Raw genomic sequence first — 20,262 nt, 5'->3', positions numbered from 1 at the left:
CCTCTCAATGAAGTAAGCCATCGCGCGCGGGCAGCCTACAACGTCCTTGTTGTGAAGTGCCCTGACCCAAGCGTTTCAGGGCAGTCCTGACGATCGGGTGGTAGATAGTAAGTGCACGTGGCAGCGAGTCTACAGTTGGGCTCCGAGCACCGGAAGGGAAAGTGCACCAGCCATTACGCAAACAAATGTAGGTGTTTTCTTGGTACCTATGATGAAAGTCGCCCACTCGTGGAGGGAGTGGGCGTTCTTCTTACAGTGCAGCCGGAAAAGCACTCAAGGCGTCGAGGCTTTTGCCAAATGCAGCAACACATAGGGGGTTTTGTCGAACGCTGCGGTAAGCGTTGGCGTGATTGAACGCAGGCGCGGATCGTCCAGCGCCTGGAAATCAGCCTGGCTCATGACCAACCATGCCGGCGCCTGGACCGGTTTCAATTCGGCAGGCAATTGGGTAAACAGCGGAACCTTGTCGCAATCGAAGTTGACCATGAATTTGATGGCTTTCGCGTCTTTGCCCAGTGCGTGCAACACCAGCGGCGCCGGTTGCTGTTGAACCTGTGCCTTGACGGCGAGGCTGAAGGTGCGGGTGTCGTACACCTGACGTTCCAGGGGTTCAACCACCATGATGTAGGTGGCCCAGAGTGAGAGCACGGCGGCCAAGGCGGGACCGTAGGTACGCAGCCGCGAGCGGAACAATGCCAGCAGGGCCAGCACCTGTAGCAAGCCAAGCACGACGAAGATCAGCTCAAGGTCGGCCAGCGGTTCCGGGTAGCGCCGCCGCGCCACCACCAAGCCAATGGCCAACAGCGTTGGCAACAGCGTCCAGATGCCCAGCATCAAGGCGCGCAGCCACGCAAACAGTCGCCCTTGTGTGACCGCGAAGGGATACGCGGCAATGATCGCGGCCATCGGCAACATCGGCAGGATATAGCGCGCTTTCTTGGCTTGGGGCACCGACAGCCCCAGCATCACCAACACACCGGCTGCCGCGCAGTAGAGCACCAGCTTCAATGCCGGGTCCGGCGCACGTCGACCGCCCATCAGCACCGCCAGCAGCACCAACAACGCGATTGGATAGGCCAGGGCGTAGTTGCCCAGGGAGCTGGTGAAGTAATACAGCACGCCGCCGGAGCCTTCGCTGCCATCCATGCGCCCCAGGAACTGCATGCGAATCACGTCATGCATAAAATCTTCGCCGCCGCTGAGCTTGGCCAGCAGCAGCAACAGGCCGACGCACGCCGCCAGCAGCGCCAGTGCCAGCAGGCCGAAGCTGAACAGTTGGCGCCACTGGCGGTTGATCAGGTAGTAGCTGCACAACACGCCCGTAGGGATCACCAGGCCTATCGGGCCGCGAATGGCAAACCCCAGCAGCACCAGCAAAAACACCCAATGCAGGCGCTTGGCTGCGGCGAAATGATCATGGGCGTAGGCCAGGTAGAACACCGCCAACGCCACGGCGGCGAGCATCTGGTCGAGGGAGACTGCACGGGTTTCGCTGATGAACGTACTGCTGAGCAGCAGCATCGCAATACTCAGCAGGCCCCAACGTGGCGAGTAGGGTGCAGTGAGGCGATAGACCAGCACCACAATCAGCGCCGACGCGACCGCAGTGGGCAGCCACGCCGTCAGGCTGGTGACCTGGCCCAAGGGCACCGACAGCAGCCACGTCAACAGGGTCGACGTCGCCAGGTAATCGGCATACGGCTGACCATAGGTGGTGGGAAAGAAACTCGGCCCGTGACGCAGCATTTCCTGGGCAAACAGCACAAAGCGCGAATCAAAGCCGATGATCGCCTGGTGCCAGTTGCCGACGATAAACAGCACCAGCGCCAAGAGCCCAAGCCCCAGCGACTGGTGGCGGATCGTTGCGCGCTGCGCGGACGGTAAGGCGATGTTCACCTAGCAAGCGTCCTTGACCTGTTCCACCCAGTTTTGCTGGGGGATCGGCAACTCGCAGGAATCGCCGCGGCCGATGGGGAAGTATTTGAAGCCTTTGCGCGCCAGGCGCTCGCCGTCGTACAGGTTACGGCCGTCGAAGATCACCGGGGTTTTCAGGCGCTGGTGAATCAGGTCAAAGTCCGGCGCCTTGAATTGCTGCCATTCGGTGCACACGATCAACGCATCGGCGCCGCCCAAGGTGGATTCCGGGGTGCCCATCAGCATCAGGCGCGGGTCATCGCCGTAGATGCGTTGGGTTTCCTGCATGGCTTCAGGGTCAAAGGCGCGCACATTGGCGCCGGCAGCCCACAGCGCTTCCATCAGCACGCGGCTGGGGGCATCACGCATGTCATCGGTGTTGGGCTTGAAGGCCAGGCCCCACAGGGCAAACGTCTTGCCCTTGAGGTTGCCCTGGAAGAACGCGTTGATGCGCTCGAACAACTTGCTCTTCTGGCGCTGGTTGATGGCTTCCACGGCTTCGAGCAGGTCGCTGGAGCAGTTGGCCTGCTTGGCGCTGTGGATCAGGGCGCGCATGTCTTTGGGGAAGCACGAGCCGCCATAACCGCAGCCGGGGTAGATAAAGTGGTAGCCGATGCGTGAGTCGGCACCGATGCCCAGGCGCACCGACTCAATGTCGGCACCCAGGTGTTCAGCCAACTCGGCGATCTGGTTGATGAAGCTGATCTTGGTGGCCAGCATGCAGTTGGCGGCGTACTTGGTCAGTTCTGCGCTGCGCAGGTCCATGAAGATGATGCGGTCGTGGTTGCGGTTGAACGGTGCGTACAGGTCGCGCATCACGTCGCGCACTTCTTCACGCTCGCAGCCGATGATGATCCGGTCCGGGCGGCGGCAGTCGGCAACGGCGGAGCCTTCCTTGAGGAATTCCGGGTTGGAGACGATATCGAACTGCAGCTCACGGCCGGCGGCACGCAGGTTATTGAGGATGTGGTCACGCAACGTGTCGCCGGTGCCTACCGGTACGGTGGATTTCTCCACCAGGATCACCGGCGCCACGCGATGGCGGGCAACTGCATCACCCACCGACAGCACGTATTTCAAGTCGGCCGAACCGTCTTCATCCGACGGCGTGCCCACAGCAATAAACAATACTTCACCGTGCTCGACGGCGAGTTTTTCGTCGTGGGTAAAGCGCAGGCGTCCGCTTTCCAGGTTGTCCTTGACCATGGCTGCCAGGCCCGGCTCGAAGATGGTCACATGCCCCTTCTGCAGCGACTCGACTTTGTGCTTGTCAACGTCCATGCAAATGACATCGTGACCGACTTCGGCTAATACCGTGGCCTGAACCAGACCAACGTAACCACTACCAAATACACTGATTTTCATGGGGTATTCCTGGGACTTGAGGTGCTAGCACGACGAGAGTTGATAACCAGTACGCCGAGGATGACCAAGGCCACCCCCAGGGTTTTTGAAAGCGAAAAATCTTCGTTGAACACCGGCAGGCTGGCGGCCAGCAAATACACCAGCGCGTAACTGATGCTGAGCAGCGAATAGGCGCGGCCCAGGGGTAAGTGCTTCAGTGCGCCGAGCCAGCACAGCATCGACAGCGCATAGGCGATGATCGCCAGGATCACCACGCCCAGGGGGCCGAGGTCGATGCTGTTATCCGTGAAGGCAGCCAGCCATTGGGTGGGCAGCGGCAGGCGCGTCATGCTCCAACGCATGCCCAATTGGGCGCCACTCACCAGGCCGACACTGCCCAGGGCCAGGGCGAAACCCCGCATGCGGCTCATACCTGGCGCCCCAGCAAGACCACGCCGGCAATCACCAGCCCCACACCCAGCCAATGACGGGCATCAATGGGTTCGTGAAACACAAAGCGCGCCATCAGCGTGACCAGCACAAAATTCAGGCTGAGCATGGGGTAGGCAATGCCGACTTCCAGGCGCTGCAACACCAGCAGCCACACCAGCAAGCCCAGGCCTAGGCACACCAGCGCCGACCACAACCACGGGGAGCGCAGTTTCGGTGCCCAGCCGTCCGGCACGCCGCGCCAGCTCTCCACGGCGAATTTTTGCGAGACCTGGCCCATGCAGGTGAGCAGGCAGGCCGTGAGCAGTAGCAGCAGGGTGATCATGGCGCGACCTGCGGGAAAATCAGGATCACGATCTTGCCTTGCGCATAACGCTTGCCGTCAGTGGGCAGCAGCGCGAGTTCTTCCTTTTCGCCGGTGCTATTGACGCGCATCACCACGCCCACCGCACCGGTACGACGGGTTTCGGCCATCCACGTCTGGATGCGGTTACGGTCGACCAGACGCGGGGCCGTGTCCTCGTAAGCCAGGCCGTACTTGACCTCACCCGAGGTGTTGTACAGCGTGATATCCGGGCGTTTGAGGCGCCAGGACAGCGCCGACGCGGCGCCCAGGTCGTTGCTCAGCAGGGCAACGCTGGGCTGCAACTCGTCGATGTGATCAATGATGAACTGGTCCGGGGTCTTGTTGTAAACCACCGAATGGGGCAACGCCGCAGGCACCAGCAGCACCAGAAATCCACTGCCGATCAGCGGCGCGGCCCACAATGCCAAGGGGCGTGCCGCTTGCAGCAGATTGACCACGATCCAGCCGAACAAAAAGATGAACACCAGCACCAGGCTGACGGTTTCCTCACCCGGTTCGTAGACCGGCTTCTTCAACTGGAACCAGCTGAGGGCCAGCAACACCAGCACACCCATCACCAGGTTCAACCAGCCATTGATGCGCAGCACACGGCCGCGGCCTTGAGCCAGTTTGTCGCTCAGGGCCGAGCCCATCAGCAAGGCCAGGGGGAGCATGCACGGCATGATGTAGGAGGGCAGCTTGCCTTTGGCCAGGCTGAAAAAGGCCAGGGGCATCAACAGCCACAGTAGCAGGAACGCGGTTTTCGGCACGCGCCGCTGCAGCCAGGCCTGCTTGAGCGCGGACGGCAACAGCGCGACCCACGGCAGCGCGAACCCTACCAGCAGCGGCAGGTAATACCAGAAGGGTTCGGCGTGCTGGGCGTCTTCACCGGCAAAGCGTTGGATGTGCTCGTGCCAGAAAAAGAAATGCCAGTAGTCCGGCTCTTGCAGGTGCACAGCCAACGCCCACGGCACGCTGACAGCAATCGCCACCACCACGGCAACAGGGCCAAATTTGCACAACTCGACAAAACGTTTTTGCCAGACGGCGTAGGGCAGGGCGACCAGCACCGGCAGCAACCAGGCCAGGAAGCCCTTGGTCATGAAGCCCATGCCGCACGCCAGGCCCAGCAAGGCCCATGACCACAAGCGCGCGCGCCGCGTGGTGCTGTCGAAACAGAACCACAAGGCCACGCCCGTCAGGTTGACCCAGAAGGTGAACTGCGGGTCCAGGTTGGCATAGCCGCCCAGCGCGGCCACGCTGACGAAGCTCATGTAGAGCAACGTGCTGACCAGGCTTTTTTGCGGATCATTCCACAACCGACGAGAGACCAGGTACACCAGCAAAATGCTCAAACCGGTGCTCAACGCCGAGGCAAACCGCACGCCGAACAGGTTCTGCCCGAAGATCGCCTGGCCCAGCGCGATCATCCAATAGCCTGCGGCGGGCTTTTCGAAGTAGCGAATGCCCATGAAGTGCGGCGCGGCCCACTTGCCGGTCAGCAGCATCTCCTGGCTGATTTGCGCATAGCGGGTCTCATCGGGAATCCACAGGCCATGGGTGGCCAACGGCAGCAGGTAGAACACGGCGAACGCCAGCAGGAGCAGGGGCAAAGCCCAGCGGCGGATCATGCCTGCTGCACTCCCAGCCAACCCTCGCGGCCGCTCAAGGCGCCGCGCACCAGCTGTTGCTGGGGCAGGGTGGTCACATCCGCGGGCAACAGCTCGCCCAAGGGTTTGAACTCGATGCCGCGCTGCCCGGCCTGGGCGAGCAACTGGCGAAAATCATTGGCCATCAGAATCCCTTCTACTTCCGCGTGGATCGTGTAGACGTTCAGCTTTGACGCGTTGAACCGCTCAAGAATGAAGCGGTTGAAATCGTTGGCAGCCACCACCGGCCCGACGACTTCGTCGAAGGTCGGCAGGTCTACCGGAATTTGTGGGGTGCCCGCGCTGCCATCGGCCAGGGTTGGTCGAAACAGACTGGAGCCCCGGCAATCGCTGTTGTAGCGAAAGTTGAAGCCTTGCTTGGCTTGCACCACACGCTCATCGGCACGCCAGCCGGCGGCCGCTGAACAGTCGATGCGTTCGCCGAGGATGTCGCTCAAGGTGTCTACGCCGCGTCGAATCTGCTCGACCAGTTGGGCCTCGCTCCAACGCCCGGTGTTGGCTTGCCAGCCATGGTGGTCCCAGGCGTGCAGGCCGACTTCATGCCCGGCCGCCTTGGCCTGGCGCATCAAATGCCCCAGGTCTCGGCCAATCGGCTTGCCTGGCCAGGCAGTGCCGGCCAACAAGATGTCCCAGCCATACAGGCCGGCCGCGTTGGAGCGCAGCATCTTCCACAGGAACTGCGGGCGGATCAAGCGCCACAAGTGACGCCCCATGTTGTCCGGCCCGACACTGAAGAAGAACGTCGCCTTGACCCCGGCTTCGGCCAGGGAGTCGAGCAACCGCGGCACACCTTCACGGGTGCCGCGGTAGGTGTCGACGTCGATGCGAAGACCTGCCTGCATTACTTTTTATCCGCAATTTCAAGCATGGCTTCACGCAGGAAGAAATCGAGCGTGTTGCCGATGGTTTCGCTCATCTCTACGCTCGGCTCCCAGTTCAGCAGGCGCTTGGCGTTGTCGATGCTCGGCTTGCGGTGCGCCACGTCCTGGTAGCCTGTGCCGTAGAACGCCTTGCTCTCGACGTCGCGGAAACCGGCGAACGGCGGGAAGTTGTGGCGCAGTGGGTGAGCCTCGAACTGACGCAGCAGTTCTTCGCCCAACTGGCGAATGCTGGCTTCGTTTTCGGGGTTGCCGATGTTGATGATCTGCCCGTCGCAGACGCCATTGTCGTTATCAATGATGCGCGCCAGGGCTTCGATGCCGTCGGCAATGTCGGTGAAGCAACGCTTCTGCTCACCGCCGTCGAACAGACGGATCGGCGTGCCTTCCACCAGGTTCAGGATCAGTTGGGTAATGGCGCGGGAGCTGCCGATACGCGCCGAGTCCAGGCGGTCCAGGCGCGGGCCCATCCAGTTGAATGGCCGGAACAGGGTGAACTTCAGGCCCTTGTCGCCGTAGGCCCAGATCACGCGGTCCAGCAGTTGCTTGGAGACGGAGTAGATCCAGCGTTGCTTGTTGACCGGGCCCACCACCAGGTTGGAGGTGTCTTCGTCGAAATACTGGTCTTGGCACATGCCATAGACTTCGGAGGTCGACGGGAAAATCACGCGCTTGTTGTACTTGACGCAGTAGCGCACCAGCTTGAGGTTTTCTTCGAAGTCCAGTTCGAACACACGCAGCGGGTTACGGGTGTATTCGATCGGCGTGGCGATGGCCACCAGCGGCAGCACCACATCGCACTTCTTGATGTGGTACTCGATCCATTCGGTGTGGATGCTGATGTCGCCTTCCACGTAATGGAAGTTCGGGTGGCTGCGCAGGCGCTCGATGGCGTCGGAGCCGATGTCCAGGCCATAGACTTCGTAGCGGTCGTCACGCAGCAGGCGCTCGGACAAGTGGTTACCGATAAAACCGTTCACGCCCAGGATCAGCACACGGGTACGGCGCGGCTTGCGGCCCGACTCGGCGCCGCGCAGCACGGAACCGTCTACCAGGCCCAACTCATCGGCCAGGGACGGGCCGGCCAGGTACAGGCCGTTTTCGTTGCGCTGGCCGAACTTGACCACCAGGGAATCTTCACCGCAGGCAATGCGCAGGGGGTTGACGCTGATTACACGGCCAGGCGCCAGACCTTCGTTGCCCTTGACCACGTCGGCTTGCCACACGATCAACTTGTGCTCGCCCACGGCGCAGAAGGCGCCCGGGTACGGCTGGGTCACTGCGCGTACCAGGTTGAACAGTTGCTCGGCAGGTTTTTTCCAGTCCAGCTTGCCATCGGCGGCGGTGCGACGACCGAAGTAGGTGGCTTTGCTGTCATCCTGGGCGGTTTCGATCAGCTTGCCCTGGGCCAGCTGTGGCAGGGCATCACGCAGCAGCGCCGTGGCCGCCTCACGCAGCTTGGCGTGCAGGCTCAGGCCGGTATCGGTGCGCTCGATGGTGACTTTCTGCTGGGCCAGGATGGCGCCGGCATCGGCACGCTTGACCATGCGATGCAGGGTCACGCCGGTTTCGGTTTCGCCGTTGACCAGCACCCAGTTGGCCGGGGCGCGGCCACGGTACTTGGGCAGCAACGAGCCGTGCAGGTTGAACGCGCCTTTGCGGGCGGTGGCCAACAGCGGCTCGCTCAGCAGGTTGCGGTAGTAGAACGAGAAGATGTACTCCGGGTTCAGCTTGGCGATGCGTTCGATCCACAGCGGGTGGTTGGCGTCTTCCGGTGCATGCACCGGGATGCCATTGCGGGCGCAGAGTTGGGCGACGGAACCGTAGAAGTTGTTTTCCTTGGGGTCATCGGCATGGGTGAATACGGCGGCAATGTCGTAACCGGCGCTGAGCAGCGCTTCAATGCCTGCGCAGCCAATATCGTGGTAGGCGAATACAACAGCTTTTGAACTCATGACTGGACCTGATCCGAAGAAGAAGTAGAAGTATGGGAAGACACCAGGCCGTCGACCACGACGACTGGAGCCGGTGCTGCCGGTTGGTTGCGCAGCACTTTTTCAATAAAGAAGCGTGGGCGGGCGCGGACATCGCTGTACATGCGGCCCAGGTATTCGCCCAAAAGGCCCATGCCGATGAACTGGCCACCGGTGAACACGAACAACACCGCAAACAGCACGAACAGGCCATCACCGGCCCAGTCGGCGCCGAAGGCCAGGCGCATGACGATCAGGGCAAAGGCAAACAGCACGCCCAGCGCCGCGAGGCTGAAGCCGACGATGGACAGCAGGCGCAAGGGCGTGGTGGTCATGCAGGTCAGCAGGTCGAACATCAGGCTGATCAGGCGCATGGCGCTGTATTTGGATTCGCCGTGCTCACGTTCGGCGTGGTGCACCAGGATTTCCGTGGTGTGGCGGGCAAAGCCGTTGGCCAGGATCGGGATGAACGTGCTGCGCTCACGGCAGGCGAGCATGGCGTCGACGATGGTGCGGCGGTAGGCGCGCAACATGCAGCCGTAGTCGGTCATGGCCACGCCGGTAGAGCGCTGCACGGCAAGGTTGATCAAGCGCGAGGGCCAGCGGCGGAAGGCCGAGTCCTGGCGGTTATTACGCACGGTGGCGACCACGTCGTAGCCCAGGGCGGCTTGCTCGACCAGGCGCGGGATTTCTTCCGGCGGGTTCTGCAGGTCGGCGTCAAGGGTGATCACCACTTCGCCACGGCACTGTTCAAAGCCGGCCATGATCGCCGCGTGCTGGCCGTAGTTGCGGTTAAGGATCACCGCCACCACATTGCTGCCGTCTTCGGCGGCGGCGTCTTCGAGCAGTTGGGCCGAATTGTCGCGGCTACCGTCATCCACCAGGATGATTTCGTATTCGTAAGCCAATTGCTTGCAGGCTGCCGTGGTGCGGCGCAGCAACTCAGGCAGGCTTTCTTGTTCGTTGTAGACCGGGATAACGATCGACACGCAATGAATAGGGTAGGGTTTCAAAGATTCATGACCTCGGGCTAAAGCGACTTCAAGCGTGAAAACAGCAGCGTTCATTGGGCAAAACTACAGCCCGCAGGATACAAAACGGGGCTAAAGATGATGCGTTTTCAATAGGTTAGTCGATAATCCACGGATTGCTCTCAAGTGTTGCCTACAAGGTTAAGCGCAAAAATGTGCAACGAATATGAAAGGCGGATGAAAAACTCGTTTATTTGACAGGCAGACAGCTAGGGTTCAGCTAAGTAATCAAGGCGTTACATGTAGGCCTCACAGGGCGATATCGGAGCTTCGTGCAAGACGCTTGGTTCAATCTGAGCGAGGCGATCAGCCCAATGCTCGCCCTTCAACAATCTTCTCTGCATTAGCGCTCAAGTGCCGGTAAAGTAAGCCCTCTCTTGCCAGGGTACTCGGATGAATAGCGTGCAGCTTTTACGCGGCCAGTTGCGGCCAGCGCTGATGGGATTGTTGATGACGGTGGCCTGTGTCACCAGCGTGCGGGCTGATCAGGGCGTCGCGCTGACCCCACTGGACCAGGTGCCGGACGGGGTGGAAGTGCGCGGCAAGCAGGTCGCCGCCTATACCTGGGATGACCGCCAAGGCAAAAACCTGCTGGTACTCGCCGAGCAAGTCGGTGAGCGCGATGACGATGGTACCCAGTCGGCCTTTGTCTACGCGGCGCAATACGTGCTGGGAGGCGAGCGCCCCAAGCGCGTGTGGATGCTGTACGACGATGTACAGCACTGCGAATTCGACGCCGGGCTGCGCTTTGACCGGGCTGCCACCAAGGTCACCGACCTGCTGGGCGACGGCAATACCCAGGCCACGGTCGGTTATTCGCGGGCCTGCACCAGTGATGTCAGCCCCAACGAATTCAAGCTGATCATGCATGCCGGAAAGTCCGAGAAGTATCGTCTGCGCGGCCTCGACCGCGTGGGCGCAAGTTGGTGGGATGAGGACGCTGGCGCCTTGCGCGGTATGCCACTGCCTACTGACTGCAGCGTCGTGGCGCAGCAAGCGTTGGTCAGCCAATACAAGGAGCAGGGCACCGAACTGCCCCTGCCAGGCTGCTATGGCGACGAGAAGGACTTTGCCAAGGCGCCGGACAGTTACCTCGCTTTTATGCGCCAGCAGTGGTTCGCGCTGATGCAGCAACAGGACGCCGACTGGAGCCAGTCCCAGGCCCAACCCCAGGCAGCCAGTGAGGACGACGATACAGCCCCGTGATTTTGTGCCAAGGCCGCTCCTGGGTTAGACTCGGCCTTCGCCAACCCACTAAATACATCGAGTAATCAAATAGTTGGTCGGTGTATTTAATCCAAAGGCTGATCTACCTTGACCGAGTCCATTCGCAACCCGCTGACCCTTTACCTCACCCGCCTGGCGCCTTCCAGCCAGTTGACCATGCGCTACGTGCTGCAGGATGCCGCCGACCGCCTGGGTTTCGAAGACCTCAACCTCGAAGAGATTGACTGGCACCTGCTGCAGCCTGACCACGTCATCGCATTGGTGGCTGCCTTGCGCGAGGACGGCTTAGCGCCGAACACTTCGTCGCTGTATGTGAATGCGGTGCGCGGGGTCATGAATGAAGCGTGGCGCATGAGCTTGATCAGCCAGGACCACCTGTTGAAGATGCGCTCGGTCAAGGCCACACCCGGTACGCGCCTGGGCCAGGGCCGCAACCTGCGCCGCACCTTGATCCGCGAGATGCTCGACGTCTGCGCCGCCGACCCCCGGCCTCAGGGCCTGCGGGATGCCGCAGTGATCGGTCTGTTATATGGCTCGGGCATGCGCAAGTCGGAGTCGGTGAACCTGGACCTGGCACAGATCAACTTTGACGAGCGCAGCTTGCGCGTGATCGGCAAGGGCAACAAAGAGCTGGTCAAGTACGCGCCGGACTGGGCGTTTGCCAAGCTGCAGGCCTGGCTGGCGTTCCGACGCGAGCACCTCAAGGAAGGCGAGCAGGACGACAGCTTCTTGTTCAACCGTATCCGGCGAGGCAGCCATATCACCCGGGAACGCATCACCAAGCATGCGATTTACTACATCGCGCGCCAGCGCGGCGATCAAGTGGGGGTCAAGATCATGCCCCATGATTTCCGTCGTTCGTTTATCACGCGGGTGATCGAGGAGCATGATTTGTCGATTGCGCAGAAACTGGCGCATCACACCAATATCCAGACCACCGCCAGCTATGACGTGCGTGACGACAATGAGCGGCGGCGGGCGGTGGATCGATTTGATTTGTAGGCTTGTGGATACACCACGATTCAAATGTGGGAGCTGGCTTGCCTGCGAAGAGGGCCTCACAGGCAACCAGAATGTTGAATCTGCCTGCTCCTCTGCTCAGGAGGAAGGCGGGACGCTTGAAACCAGGTGAGCCGGCAAGCGCCGCAACGTCCACAAGGTGGTCAGCATCGCGGCAAGCGCACACAGCGCAATGCCGATCAACATCGGCGCCGGTGTATGGTCGGCAAAGATCCCCACCAAGGTCATCGCCACAGCCGCCGTGACCATCTGGATCGCGCCCAGCAGTGCAGACGCAGAACCCGCCACCGCACCATGATCCTCCAGCGACAGTACCCCGGCCGCCGGCAATAGCAGGCCAAGAAAGCCAAAACCGATAAACAACAGCCCCATCATCAAGCCCAGGCTGTCACCCCACAGCGTAGTAGCCGCCAGCAAGCTCATGACCGCCGCCACGCCCACCACCGACCAGCGAATCAGCGGCGCCAGGCCAAAGCGGGCGCTGAGGCGGGCGGTCAATTGGCTCATGGCAAAAAACGAAGCCGCGTTGAGCGCAAAGCACAGGCTGAACTGGGTCGGTGTCAGGCCAAAAAATTCGATGTACACGAAGGGCGCGCTGCCGATGAACACGAAAAAGGTGGCCAGGCCAAACCCGCACACCACCGACAAACCCGTAAAGACCGGGTCGCGGAGGAGGGCGCCATAACTGCCGAACGCCTGGCCCAGTGTCTTGCCCAGGCGGCGCTCGGCCGGGTGGGTTTCTGGCAGTTGTACGGCGGTCATCACCAGACACAGCACGGCCACCACCGCCAACACGGCAAACACTTCGCGCCAGCTCCAGATCGAAATCACCAGGCTACCGGCCAGCGGCGCGAGGATCGGCGAAACACTCATCACCAGCATCAACAAAGCCATCAGACGCGCCGCTTCATGGCCGGTATACAGGTCACGGACAATCGCCCGTGGGATCACCATGCCCGCACAAGCACCGAACGCCTGCACTGCACGAAAACCAATCAACACTTCGATGGTCGGTGCCAGCGCGCAGCCGACGCTGCCAATGGCAAAGATCACCAAACCCGCATAAATCGGTGGTTTACGCCCGAACACGTCGCTGAGGGGGCCGTAGAACAACTGGCACACGCCGATAATCATGAAGAACACCGTCAAACTCATCTGCACGGCCGCCGGCGAGGCCTGGAGGCTGGCGCCCAGGGTCGGCAGCGCCGGCAGATAGATGTCGATAGCAAACGGGCCTACGGCGGTGATCAAGCCCAGCAACAGGGCGAGACGGGCGATACGTTGAGGCATTTGGCAGATCCAGGTAGAGCAACGGACGGTCAGCTTAAGGGAACCGCGCAGATCCGCAAACTTAGGCTTCACTAACAAGCAACAGCTGCCGATACAGCTAGCAGCGACATTGAAACGGTTGGGTTCCCAACCGGCGGTCCTGGCACGGGGTACCACTATGACGATCAAATTACGCTTGGTGCTGTTGATTGCGACCGGGTTGCTCACCGCTTTGATCATGAGCCTGGCTGGCTACCTGGGCAATACGCGGATGGCCGATGCGGTACAGGACAACGACGTCAGCATGACGGTACTGCGCAACCACATGGAAGCCGACATGATGCACGACGCCCTGCGTGCGGATGTACTGTCGGCGATGTTGGTCGGGCTGGGCAAAAGCACCAGTACGCCGGCCGAGGTCAACAGCTCGATCAAGGAGCATGCCGAGCACTTTCGCGAGGTGCTGGCGGACAATCTCAAGCTGCCGTTGGACGCCTCGATCAAGGCCAGCCTGGAAAAAATCAAACCCAGCCTGGACACCTACATCAGTGCCGGCGAGCGCATCGTCGCGCTGGCCCTGGACAATCCCGAGGCCGCACGAGGGGAACTGCAGACCTTCAATGCCGCGTTCAGCCAACTGGAAGATCAAATGGCGGCGTTGAGCGAACTGATCGAAAACAATACCCAACTCACCAGCACCGGTACCCGGCAAACCATCAGTAACGCTAACTGGACCTTGATTATCGTATTGGGGGCGAGCCTGCTATTGCTGCTTGCGCAAGGACGTTGGGTGACCCTGAGCATCATGGGGCCGTTGCGCACCGCCAGCCGTATTGCCCAGAGCATTGCCCATGGCAACCTGAGCGAGCCGATTGTCGAACCCAAGAACCAGGACGAAGCCAGTGCACTGATTCGCAGCCTGGCGACGATGCAGCGGGATTTGCGCGGCATGATCGAAGTGGTTCGCAGCAACGCCCATGGCGTCAATGGCATGAGCGAGCGCCTCAGCCAGGGTTGCCATGAAGTGGCAGGCAGCAGCCAGCAACAAAGCGTCGCCGCCAGCACCATGGCCGCCGCCGCGAGCGAAATGACCGCCAGCATCGAAGAAATCACCCGTCACGCCCAACGTGCCCTGGACATGGCCAGCCAGGCTGAAACCCTGGCCAAGGACGGCGGCCGGGTTATCCACCAGGTGGTCAGCGACATGGATGGCATCGCCCGTTCTGCCCAACAGTCAGCCCAAGTGATCCGCACGCTGGACAAGGAGTCCGAGGCGATCTACAGCATTATCCAGGTGATCAAGGGGATTGCCGACCAGACCAACCTGCTGGCCCTGAACGCCGCCATCGAAGCCGCCCGCGCCGGTGAACAAGGGCGCGGCTTTGCGGTCGTGGCCGACGAAGTGCGCAGCCTGGCCGGGCGCACCAGCGCCTCCACCCAGGAAATAGCCAGCATGGTCGGGAGTATCCAGCAGAACACCCGTGAAGCGGTGATCAGCATGGAGGAGGGCGTTGCCCAAGTGGACAAGGGCATGGCGGTGACTGCCGAGGTGGAGCGCGCCATTCGCGAGATCCTCCAGGCTACGCTGAGTACCACTGAATTGGTCAACGATATTTCACGCACGATTAGTGAGCAGAGCCTGGCCAGTAATGAGATCGCTCATCAGGTGGAGAGAATTGCGGGGATGTCGGAAAGTAACAGTCGGGTGATTGGCGAGACGGCGTCGACGACGGATGAATTGTCGAGTTTGGCGGGGAAGCTTTCGCAGTCGGTGGATCGGTTTAGGTTGTGAACTAACAAATCATATTTAATTTCCGTCAAGCACGCTAAGGAGCGGCATAGAATGAATCTGTATGATGAAGGATTTGACTTTATCGAGCGTAAAACAATAGAGGCTCCGGACCATTACCAAAGCGTGGAAGCCGCTATCGAAGCAGTTATCAAGTTCGCTCAAGATCGCATGACGTTCAACCAGACTCCAATTAACTGGCAGGCGTTTGAGAACTCGTTAACGCAGGGGCTGGAGAATCTATGTCTGAGCGGTGCAAAATACGCCAGTCTTTACGACGCTTTAAAATCCATTGGCTATTCCGCCAACACTTCTCGAACACACGTCGTCGATTATGGCCTCGCACGCTGGGAAACATTAAAAGACGCTATAAGAACATTAGCGACAGGTCATATATCACGGCACAATTCGGGGGTGCACTGCACTCAATTTCGTAACGTTATCGAAGATTTTCCACCCCTCGCTGATGACAAAAAAATCTTCGAACAGCTTATTGATTTGATTGAGAGCAGACATACCAATTTGGAAACACTAATTCACCAAATGAGGGCGTTGAACGGAGATGAAACCCGCGCTGTCCGTGTTCTTCGGGCAATTGGTGCAGCAGGGTATCGCTGCGCAGATCATCAATTCGCTTTGCTTTGTGCACAATGGGCAGGCACAAGTGCTTACGGAAAGCTGCAATTCGCTCTGTGGTACGCGCCAGCGCAACCGGATCGCGAACAAGTGGTCTGCGATGTGACTATTTCCAAGAAGATCGAGAAGCTCGCGAGTCTGCTATTTGAGTTTGGTGTAGGCTCAAAGACAGGCCAAAATCATTACAATCTTCATGGACTGAACAGCGCGATGAAGACGTCATGGCGGGAGGAAGTTTCAGCTGTTGTTGAGGGGGATAAAGCTCTAGCAACTGCGACGCTGGAAACGTTGTTCGTCATGGGGCCGGCTGGCGAAGAAGACGAGTTATTATCTGTTGCTATCAAACTTGCCGATAAAAAGACCCATGACGAATTGTCCACTTTTGTAGGTACTGAGACGACATTGGCCAATCGGAGGGCCCGAGCATGTATAAGCCTACTGCGAGAGAACCCTGATGTATTGGATCTGATGCTTGTCTCCTACCAACCCATTGCACCAAGAACGGTCGCTGGCGCCGATCAAGTTCCCAGAACATGGTTGGATAACCCTCGCATCGAACAACTCTTCGAGGCCGCCGTCAATGATATGGCGAGGAGGGCAGGCGGCGAAATTTTCGATAATCTTCATGCAGGTGAAGAAACACACGTAGGTGAGTTTTTCAAGGATTTGAAGTATTGCCTTGAAACACTGTCAAGACAGCTTGCGTTTGCGGCAAAGGAGCTTGATGCGCACGAGCGATTCGACTTCAGCCTTTCCCAAAGGATTATCGGGAAGCCAGAGGAGGGCGGAGAAGGTGTGGACTATGATAGGTTTTCTACTGACATCTGTCTTATTTTCAAGGCCATGGACGAGGGCGTGTGTCTGACTGAACGAGTAACGTTAATTCAAGCCAAAAGGCTGCAAATCATTTCAGATCGACGTCACGTTTATTCACTCAAGCGTGATCAGCTCAATGATATCGCCATGCAGACACTCGCTAGCTTTCTACTACTGCTAGGCCCAGCGCAGGTTTGGCGCTGCTTACCCGTGATATCCGCCAGCCTAATGGTTGACCTTATGAAGCAGAATAAAACGATGTCGTTGTCTCCTTCACGTGCTGCTGGATTAGGCAAAAGCTTCGGCACTTGGCTATTGGAAGACGTCATTGGACTTTGGACGGGGGACAAAAGTGAAAAACTTGTGAAGAAAGCCAATGGTCAAGAGAATGGTCGGCCGCGGCTCATTTACGAATTTTTGGTGCAACGCAGCTTGACAAGCTTCGAGGATTAACGAGCATTTGTGCTGTTTAACTACTGCGACTTCTAAAATCCTTACAACTGCTGGTAGCCCCGCGATATAACTATACTAAATAGTCATTTAGTATAGTTATAGCTGAACGGAATAAAAAAGACTAGAGTAGACTTTATTTTTTAACCGAAAAGGACTTTAGAAATGAAGGAAAAATTATCGCCTTGGATGGTTGAGAGTGCTTATCGCTATTTGCAGGCTGCTAAGCATCTTAGACGTGGTCATGACATGCTGGACGTTGCACAGATCAATGCTGCGATCGGTATGGAAATCTTGCTTAAAAGCTTCGTATCGAAGCCCAATGGCAACCTTGGCCAAGTCAATGAAACCTACGAACTGGACAACGGCGCTATCAAGGCAGCGCATCAGTATTTGAAAGCGGCAGACAAAATTCCGGCTTATCGGATAGACAAAGGGCCTAATAAGCACGATTTGCTCACTTTGTTTCATGCCATACGTGAGCCGATCAGGCAACGTATTCGGCTTGATCGTCATGAGCATCGGATCGAAAGGGATCGTGAAGTTTTTACCAATGCGCGTTATCGATATGAAGCCGGTGCTCCAGGAGACTACAACGATATTCTGATCGGAGTTCTGGACGAACTGATTGAGGACGTTGTGCACTGGTATCGTGAACTGGGCTGCAAAGATGTGTTCATCGTGTTTTACGGAATGCCGCCGCTTGAATTGCCGTCCCATCTTGATCAAGAGGCGGAGCCCCTGTGAGCCAAGCTTCAAATCTGCCCAGAGCCCCCAGCTCCGCAGAAGACGATACGCATAATGTATATTATGTTAAACGAGGTGCTATGTCAGATATGTTCATAAGCCACGTAAGTCACTGATTCGACGAATTCCTTTTTACGCCTACTCTCTCAGCGGGCCATGTCCATAATGCCGTTTCTCTTCAGGTCAACGACTACCGCTGTTCGTGCAAACTGGTGACGCGGCGCCGTTGTCCATGCTTGTCCCGTTCATGTACGTCCAACTCAGACTGAGGAACCGCGCTTTCAATGATGCCTGGCGGCGAGTACCTTGAAGCCCTCGATGTCGACTCGGTTTGACGCGGGCGCTGGCGAAAGCGCTTGATGAAACTCGCGTTGATCAACTCTTCCACATCCAGATTCAAAGCACAGTTGACTAGCGCCGCTTCGCGCCTCCTACGAGAAGCGCGTCGGTAATCTCAGTTCAGCGCACAGTCCGCCGCCTTCGCGATTTCTCAAGGTTAGGGTGCCGCCGAGGGCTTGTGCCAGTTGCTGGGCGATAGCCAGGCCCAGGCCCGTGCCGCCGGTGCTGCGGTTGCGCGAATTTTCCACGCGGTAAAATGGCTCAATCACACGGGCCAGCTCCTCTTCGGCAATGCCGGGACCACGATCCATCACGGTCACCGAGAGGCTGTCGCCCTCCTCCGGCTCGACCCGCAGCTGCGCGGCACCGGCGAATTTGAGCGCGTTATCCGTGAGGTTTACCAGCACTCGGCGCAGCGCGTGGGGCCGAGTGTGAATCACCGCGTTGCTTTTGCCGCTGAGCTGCACGTCCTTGCCCATGTCCTGGTAGTCGAACACGAGGCTGTCGAGGAATGAATCAAGATCGGTACGGCGGCTTTCCTCGGTGGCGCCATGCACGCTGCGGGCATAGGCAACGCCTTCACGCACCAGATGTTCCATCTCGCCGAGGTCATTCCACAATTTGTCTTTGTCACCGCAGTCGTCCATCAATTCGGCACGCAGCTTCATGCGCGTGATGGGGGTTTGCAGGTCGTGGGAAATCGCCGCCAGCAGTTGCATGCGTTCTCTCAGATAGGCCGCGATGCGCGCCTGCATGGCATTGAAGGCGATGGCAGCGTGTGCGACTTCGGTCGGGCCTTGTTCATCCAGATGCACCGGGTGAGTGTTGGGATCGAGGTTTTCCACGGCCTGGGCCAGGCGGGTCAGCGGGCTTATGGCAATGCGAACGGCCAGCCACGTGCATAGAATCATCAAGGCCAACTGGCCCAGCAAAACCACCGGCAGCCACGGCGACAACGGCACCATCGAGGGGCGCACGTCGATGGTCACCGGGCTGCCGTCGGCCAGTTTCAGATGGACCTGGAAATGTTTGATAGGTCCGGGAATGTCTGTCACGGTCATCGGGTAATCCTTGCCGATGGCCTCCTTGATCGAGGTCACTGCAATCGGCGTGTCACGCAGAGCGACGCCTGGCGAGCCTTCGTCGAGCAAATAGCGGTAATTGCGTCGATCCAGTTGTTTCAACCAACTCATGCGTTCCTCGGCGGGCAAGCGGTCAAGGATGGCAATGGACGTCGATACATCGGTTTCCAGGTTACCGAGCATGGTGTTTTTCGCGGTTTCGTAACGCTCGTAATACTGCACGCCGAAGGACAAGGCCTGCGCCAGGGTCAGCCCTACCAGAAAGATCAGCGACAGCCGCGAGATGAGGGTACGAGGCCAATGCAGCGAAGGCTTCATGCCGGTGCTCCAAGCACTTGCACCGGCAGCGAGAAGACATACCCCTCGCTGCGTACGGTTTTGATGTAAGCCGGCTCGCGCGCATCGTCAAGCAGGCGTTGGCGCAGGCGGCTGACCAGCAGATCAATGGAACGGTCGAACAGGTCGGCGTCACGGCCCTGGGTCAGGTTGAGCAACTGGTCGCGATTGAGTACCCGTTGCGGATGGTCGAGGAACACCCGCAGCAGGCGATATTCAGCGCCGCTGAGGGCGACCATGGTGCCGTCTTCATCAAGCAGATGGCGGGCGGAGGTGTCCAGGCGCCAGCGCCCGAACCCCAGCCACCTTCCGGTTTCGGTAACGACCAGGTTGGGCGGCAGCATGCGCGTACGGCGCAGCACAGCGTTGATGCGTGCCAGCAATTCACGGGCGGCGAACGGCTTGACCAGGTAATCGTCGGCGCCCATTTCCAAGCCGATGATGCGATCGGTTTCGTCGTTGCGGGCGGTCAGCATCAGCACCGGCGTGGCCTTGTGTTTGCCGGCGCGAATGTCGCGGCAGAGTACCAGGCCATCGTCGCCGGGCATCATGATGTCAAGCACGATCAGGTCTACCGGCGTGGCCTCGAGAAACGAGCGCATCTGGCGGCCATCCGCAACCACGGTGGTGCGCAGGCCGTTCTTCTTCAGGTAGTTGCCTACCATCTCTCGAATCTCACGGTCATCGTCCACGATGAGGATGTGATCAACGTGTTCCATGGGCCAAGCCTCTGTCAATGGGAATTGCGGCTCAGTCTATAGAGGCTGAGCCCGTTCGCCCGCGGCGGTTTGTATTGCAGTGTATCTGCTGTGGCGAAGGATACATGCAGAGGCAAAAACCACAATTTTCTAGGCTTTGTATGGCTGTGTATCGGGACGGGGTCCTGATACGAACCGATTTATCCGCGCCTGTTTTTGACACAGGCGAGATACCTCGCGGGCTTCT

At 59.1% G+C, this 20,262-nt stretch carries 16 protein-coding genes and 1 pseudogene; 6 read left to right on the top strand and 11 right to left on the bottom strand.

Features of this window, described 5'->3' with window-relative positions; translation table 11 throughout:
• Positions 1-273: 273 nt before the first annotated feature.
• From AB9N64_RS03550 to arnC, 8 genes are read right to left on the bottom strand one after another with little or no spacing between them, the layout of a single operon-like run.
• A complete protein-coding gene (locus AB9N64_RS03550) occupies positions 274-1,896 on the bottom strand; it encodes an ArnT family glycosyltransferase (RefSeq protein ID WP_371359967.1) in 1,623 nt (540 codons plus the stop codon).
• Complete coding sequence (locus AB9N64_RS03545) at positions 1,897-3,279, bottom strand: UDP-glucose/GDP-mannose dehydrogenase family protein (protein ID WP_014718468.1); 1,383 nt, start codon at positions 3,277-3,279, stop codon at positions 1,897-1,899.
• Complete coding sequence (gene arnF / locus AB9N64_RS03540) at positions 3,276-3,689, bottom strand: 4-amino-4-deoxy-L-arabinose-phosphoundecaprenol flippase subunit ArnF (RefSeq protein ID WP_371359965.1); 414 nt, start codon at positions 3,687-3,689, stop codon at positions 3,276-3,278. The genes AB9N64_RS03545 and arnF overlap by 4 nt, the downstream gene beginning before the upstream one ends.
• A complete protein-coding gene (arnE, locus tag AB9N64_RS03535; RefSeq protein WP_014718466.1) occupies positions 3,686-4,033 on the bottom strand; it encodes a 4-amino-4-deoxy-L-arabinose-phosphoundecaprenol flippase subunit ArnE in 348 nt (115 codons plus the stop codon). The genes arnF and arnE overlap by 4 nt, the downstream gene beginning before the upstream one ends.
• Positions 4,030-5,685 carry a lipid IV(A) 4-amino-4-deoxy-L-arabinosyltransferase gene (gene arnT / locus AB9N64_RS03530; protein ID WP_014718465.1) on the bottom strand — a complete coding sequence of 552 codons (1,656 nt, stop codon included), beginning with the start codon at positions 5,683-5,685 and terminating at the stop codon, positions 4,030-4,032. The genes arnE and arnT overlap by 4 nt, the downstream gene beginning before the upstream one ends.
• Positions 5,682-6,566 carry a 4-deoxy-4-formamido-L-arabinose-phosphoundecaprenol deformylase gene (arnD, locus tag AB9N64_RS03525; RefSeq protein WP_289329098.1) on the bottom strand — a complete coding sequence of 295 codons (885 nt, stop codon included), beginning with the start codon at positions 6,564-6,566 and terminating at the stop codon, positions 5,682-5,684. Before arnD ends, arnT begins: the two co-directional genes overlap by 4 nt.
• Positions 6,566-8,557 (bottom strand): bifunctional UDP-4-amino-4-deoxy-L-arabinose formyltransferase/UDP-glucuronic acid oxidase ArnA, encoded by a 1,992-nt coding sequence (gene arnA, locus AB9N64_RS03520; protein WP_038450150.1) that lies wholly within the window; start codon positions 8,555-8,557, stop codon positions 6,566-6,568. Before arnA ends, arnD begins: the two co-directional genes overlap by 1 nt.
• Complete coding sequence (arnC, locus tag AB9N64_RS03515) at positions 8,554-9,588, bottom strand: undecaprenyl-phosphate 4-deoxy-4-formamido-L-arabinose transferase (protein ID WP_003191219.1); 1,035 nt, start codon at positions 9,586-9,588, stop codon at positions 8,554-8,556. Before arnC ends, arnA begins: the two co-directional genes overlap by 4 nt.
• Before the next feature lie 411 nt (positions 9,589-9,999).
• Between arnC and AB9N64_RS03510 the strand changes: the two genes are divergently transcribed.
• Together AB9N64_RS03510 and xerC are read left to right on the top strand one after the other, a co-directional pair.
• Positions 10,000-10,812 carry a M949_RS01915 family surface polysaccharide biosynthesis protein gene (locus AB9N64_RS03510; RefSeq protein WP_032902545.1) on the top strand — a complete coding sequence of 271 codons (813 nt, stop codon included), beginning with the start codon at positions 10,000-10,002 and terminating at the stop codon, positions 10,810-10,812.
• A gap of 108 nt (positions 10,813-10,920) precedes the next feature.
• A complete protein-coding gene (xerC, locus tag AB9N64_RS03505; RefSeq protein WP_371359964.1) occupies positions 10,921-11,835 on the top strand; it encodes a tyrosine recombinase XerC in 915 nt (304 codons plus the stop codon).
• A 96-nt stretch (positions 11,836-11,931) separates the two neighbouring features.
• Here the strand turns inward: xerC and AB9N64_RS03500 are convergent, their stop codons facing one another.
• Positions 11,932-13,143, bottom strand: coding sequence for a multidrug effflux MFS transporter (locus AB9N64_RS03500; protein ID WP_014718460.1), 1,212 nt, complete (start codon positions 13,141-13,143; stop codon positions 11,932-11,934).
• Between the two features lie 157 nt (positions 13,144-13,300).
• Between AB9N64_RS03500 and AB9N64_RS03495 the strand changes: the two are divergent.
• The 4 genes and pseudogenes from AB9N64_RS03495 to AB9N64_RS03480 form a co-directional block, all read left to right on the top strand.
• Positions 13,301-14,008 (top strand): annotated as a pseudogene (locus AB9N64_RS03495) (MCP four helix bundle domain-containing protein); the annotation flags it as partial.
• Positions 14,009-14,050: 42 nt separating this feature from the next.
• Positions 14,051-14,914 (top strand): methyl-accepting chemotaxis protein, encoded by an 864-nt coding sequence (locus AB9N64_RS03490; protein ID WP_370694803.1) that lies wholly within the window; start codon positions 14,051-14,053, stop codon positions 14,912-14,914.
• Positions 14,915-14,965: 51 nt separating this feature from the next.
• Entirely contained in the window at positions 14,966-16,816 is a 1,851-nt protein-coding gene (locus AB9N64_RS03485; RefSeq protein WP_371359963.1) for a hypothetical protein, read from the top strand.
• A 162-nt stretch (positions 16,817-16,978) separates the two neighbouring features.
• Positions 16,979-17,560 carry a hypothetical protein gene (locus AB9N64_RS03480; RefSeq protein WP_201915053.1) on the top strand — a complete coding sequence of 194 codons (582 nt, stop codon included), beginning with the start codon at positions 16,979-16,981 and terminating at the stop codon, positions 17,558-17,560.
• A gap of 431 nt (positions 17,561-17,991) precedes the next feature.
• Here AB9N64_RS03480 and AB9N64_RS03475 read toward each other — a convergent pair whose 3' ends face one another.
• Positions 17,992-19,299, bottom strand: a complete 1,308-nt coding sequence (locus tag AB9N64_RS03475) for a HAMP domain-containing sensor histidine kinase (protein ID WP_102666198.1) — start codon at positions 19,297-19,299, stop codon at positions 17,992-17,994.
• A complete protein-coding gene (locus AB9N64_RS03470; RefSeq protein ID WP_014718447.1) occupies positions 19,296-20,036 on the bottom strand; it encodes a response regulator in 741 nt (246 codons plus the stop codon). Before AB9N64_RS03470 ends, AB9N64_RS03475 begins: the two co-directional genes overlap by 4 nt.
• Between the last annotated feature and the right edge of the window lie 226 nt (positions 20,037-20,262).

Source organism: Pseudomonas sp. KT_2_4 (assembly GCF_041410225.1).
GTDB classification, from domain to species: Bacteria; Pseudomonadota; Gammaproteobacteria; order Pseudomonadales; family Pseudomonadaceae; genus Aquipseudomonas; species Aquipseudomonas paracarnis.
This window is presented reverse-complemented; position numbering and strand designations above follow the sequence as displayed.

Excerpts from the sequence above, each read along its gene's own strand:
- AB9N64_RS03545 (WP_014718468.1), bottom strand. The coding sequence starts at position 3,279 with ATGAAAATCAGTGTATTTGGTAGTGGTTACGTTGGTCTGGTTCAGGCC.
- arnF (WP_371359965.1), bottom strand. The coding sequence starts at position 3,689 with ATGAGCCGCATGCGGGGTTTCGCCCTGGCCCTGGGCAGTGTCGGCCTG.
- arnE (WP_014718466.1), bottom strand. The coding sequence starts at position 4,033 with ATGATCACCCTGCTGCTACTGCTCACGGCCTGCCTGCTCACCTGCATG.
- arnT (WP_014718465.1), bottom strand. The coding sequence starts at position 5,685 with ATGATCCGCCGCTGGGCTTTGCCCCTGCTCCTGCTGGCGTTCGCCGTG.
- arnD (WP_289329098.1), bottom strand. The coding sequence starts at position 6,566 with ATGCAGGCAGGTCTTCGCATCGACGTCGACACCTACCGCGGCACCCGT.
- arnA (WP_038450150.1), bottom strand. The coding sequence starts at position 8,557 with ATGAGTTCAAAAGCTGTTGTATTCGCCTACCACGATATTGGCTGCGCA.
- AB9N64_RS03510 (WP_032902545.1), top strand. The coding sequence starts at position 10,000 with ATGAATAGCGTGCAGCTTTTACGCGGCCAGTTGCGGCCAGCGCTGATG.
- AB9N64_RS03500 (WP_014718460.1), bottom strand. The coding sequence starts at position 13,143 with ATGCCTCAACGTATCGCCCGTCTCGCCCTGTTGCTGGGCTTGATCACC.
- AB9N64_RS03490 (WP_370694803.1), top strand. The coding sequence starts at position 14,051 with ATGCAGCGGGATTTGCGCGGCATGATCGAAGTGGTTCGCAGCAACGCC.
- AB9N64_RS03485 (WP_371359963.1), top strand. The coding sequence starts at position 14,966 with ATGAATCTGTATGATGAAGGATTTGACTTTATCGAGCGTAAAACAATA.
- AB9N64_RS03480 (WP_201915053.1), top strand. The coding sequence starts at position 16,979 with ATGAAGGAAAAATTATCGCCTTGGATGGTTGAGAGTGCTTATCGCTAT.
- AB9N64_RS03475 (WP_102666198.1), bottom strand. The coding sequence starts at position 19,299 with ATGAAGCCTTCGCTGCATTGGCCTCGTACCCTCATCTCGCGGCTGTCG.
- AB9N64_RS03470 (WP_014718447.1), bottom strand. The coding sequence starts at position 20,036 with ATGGAACACGTTGATCACATCCTCATCGTGGACGATGACCGTGAGATT.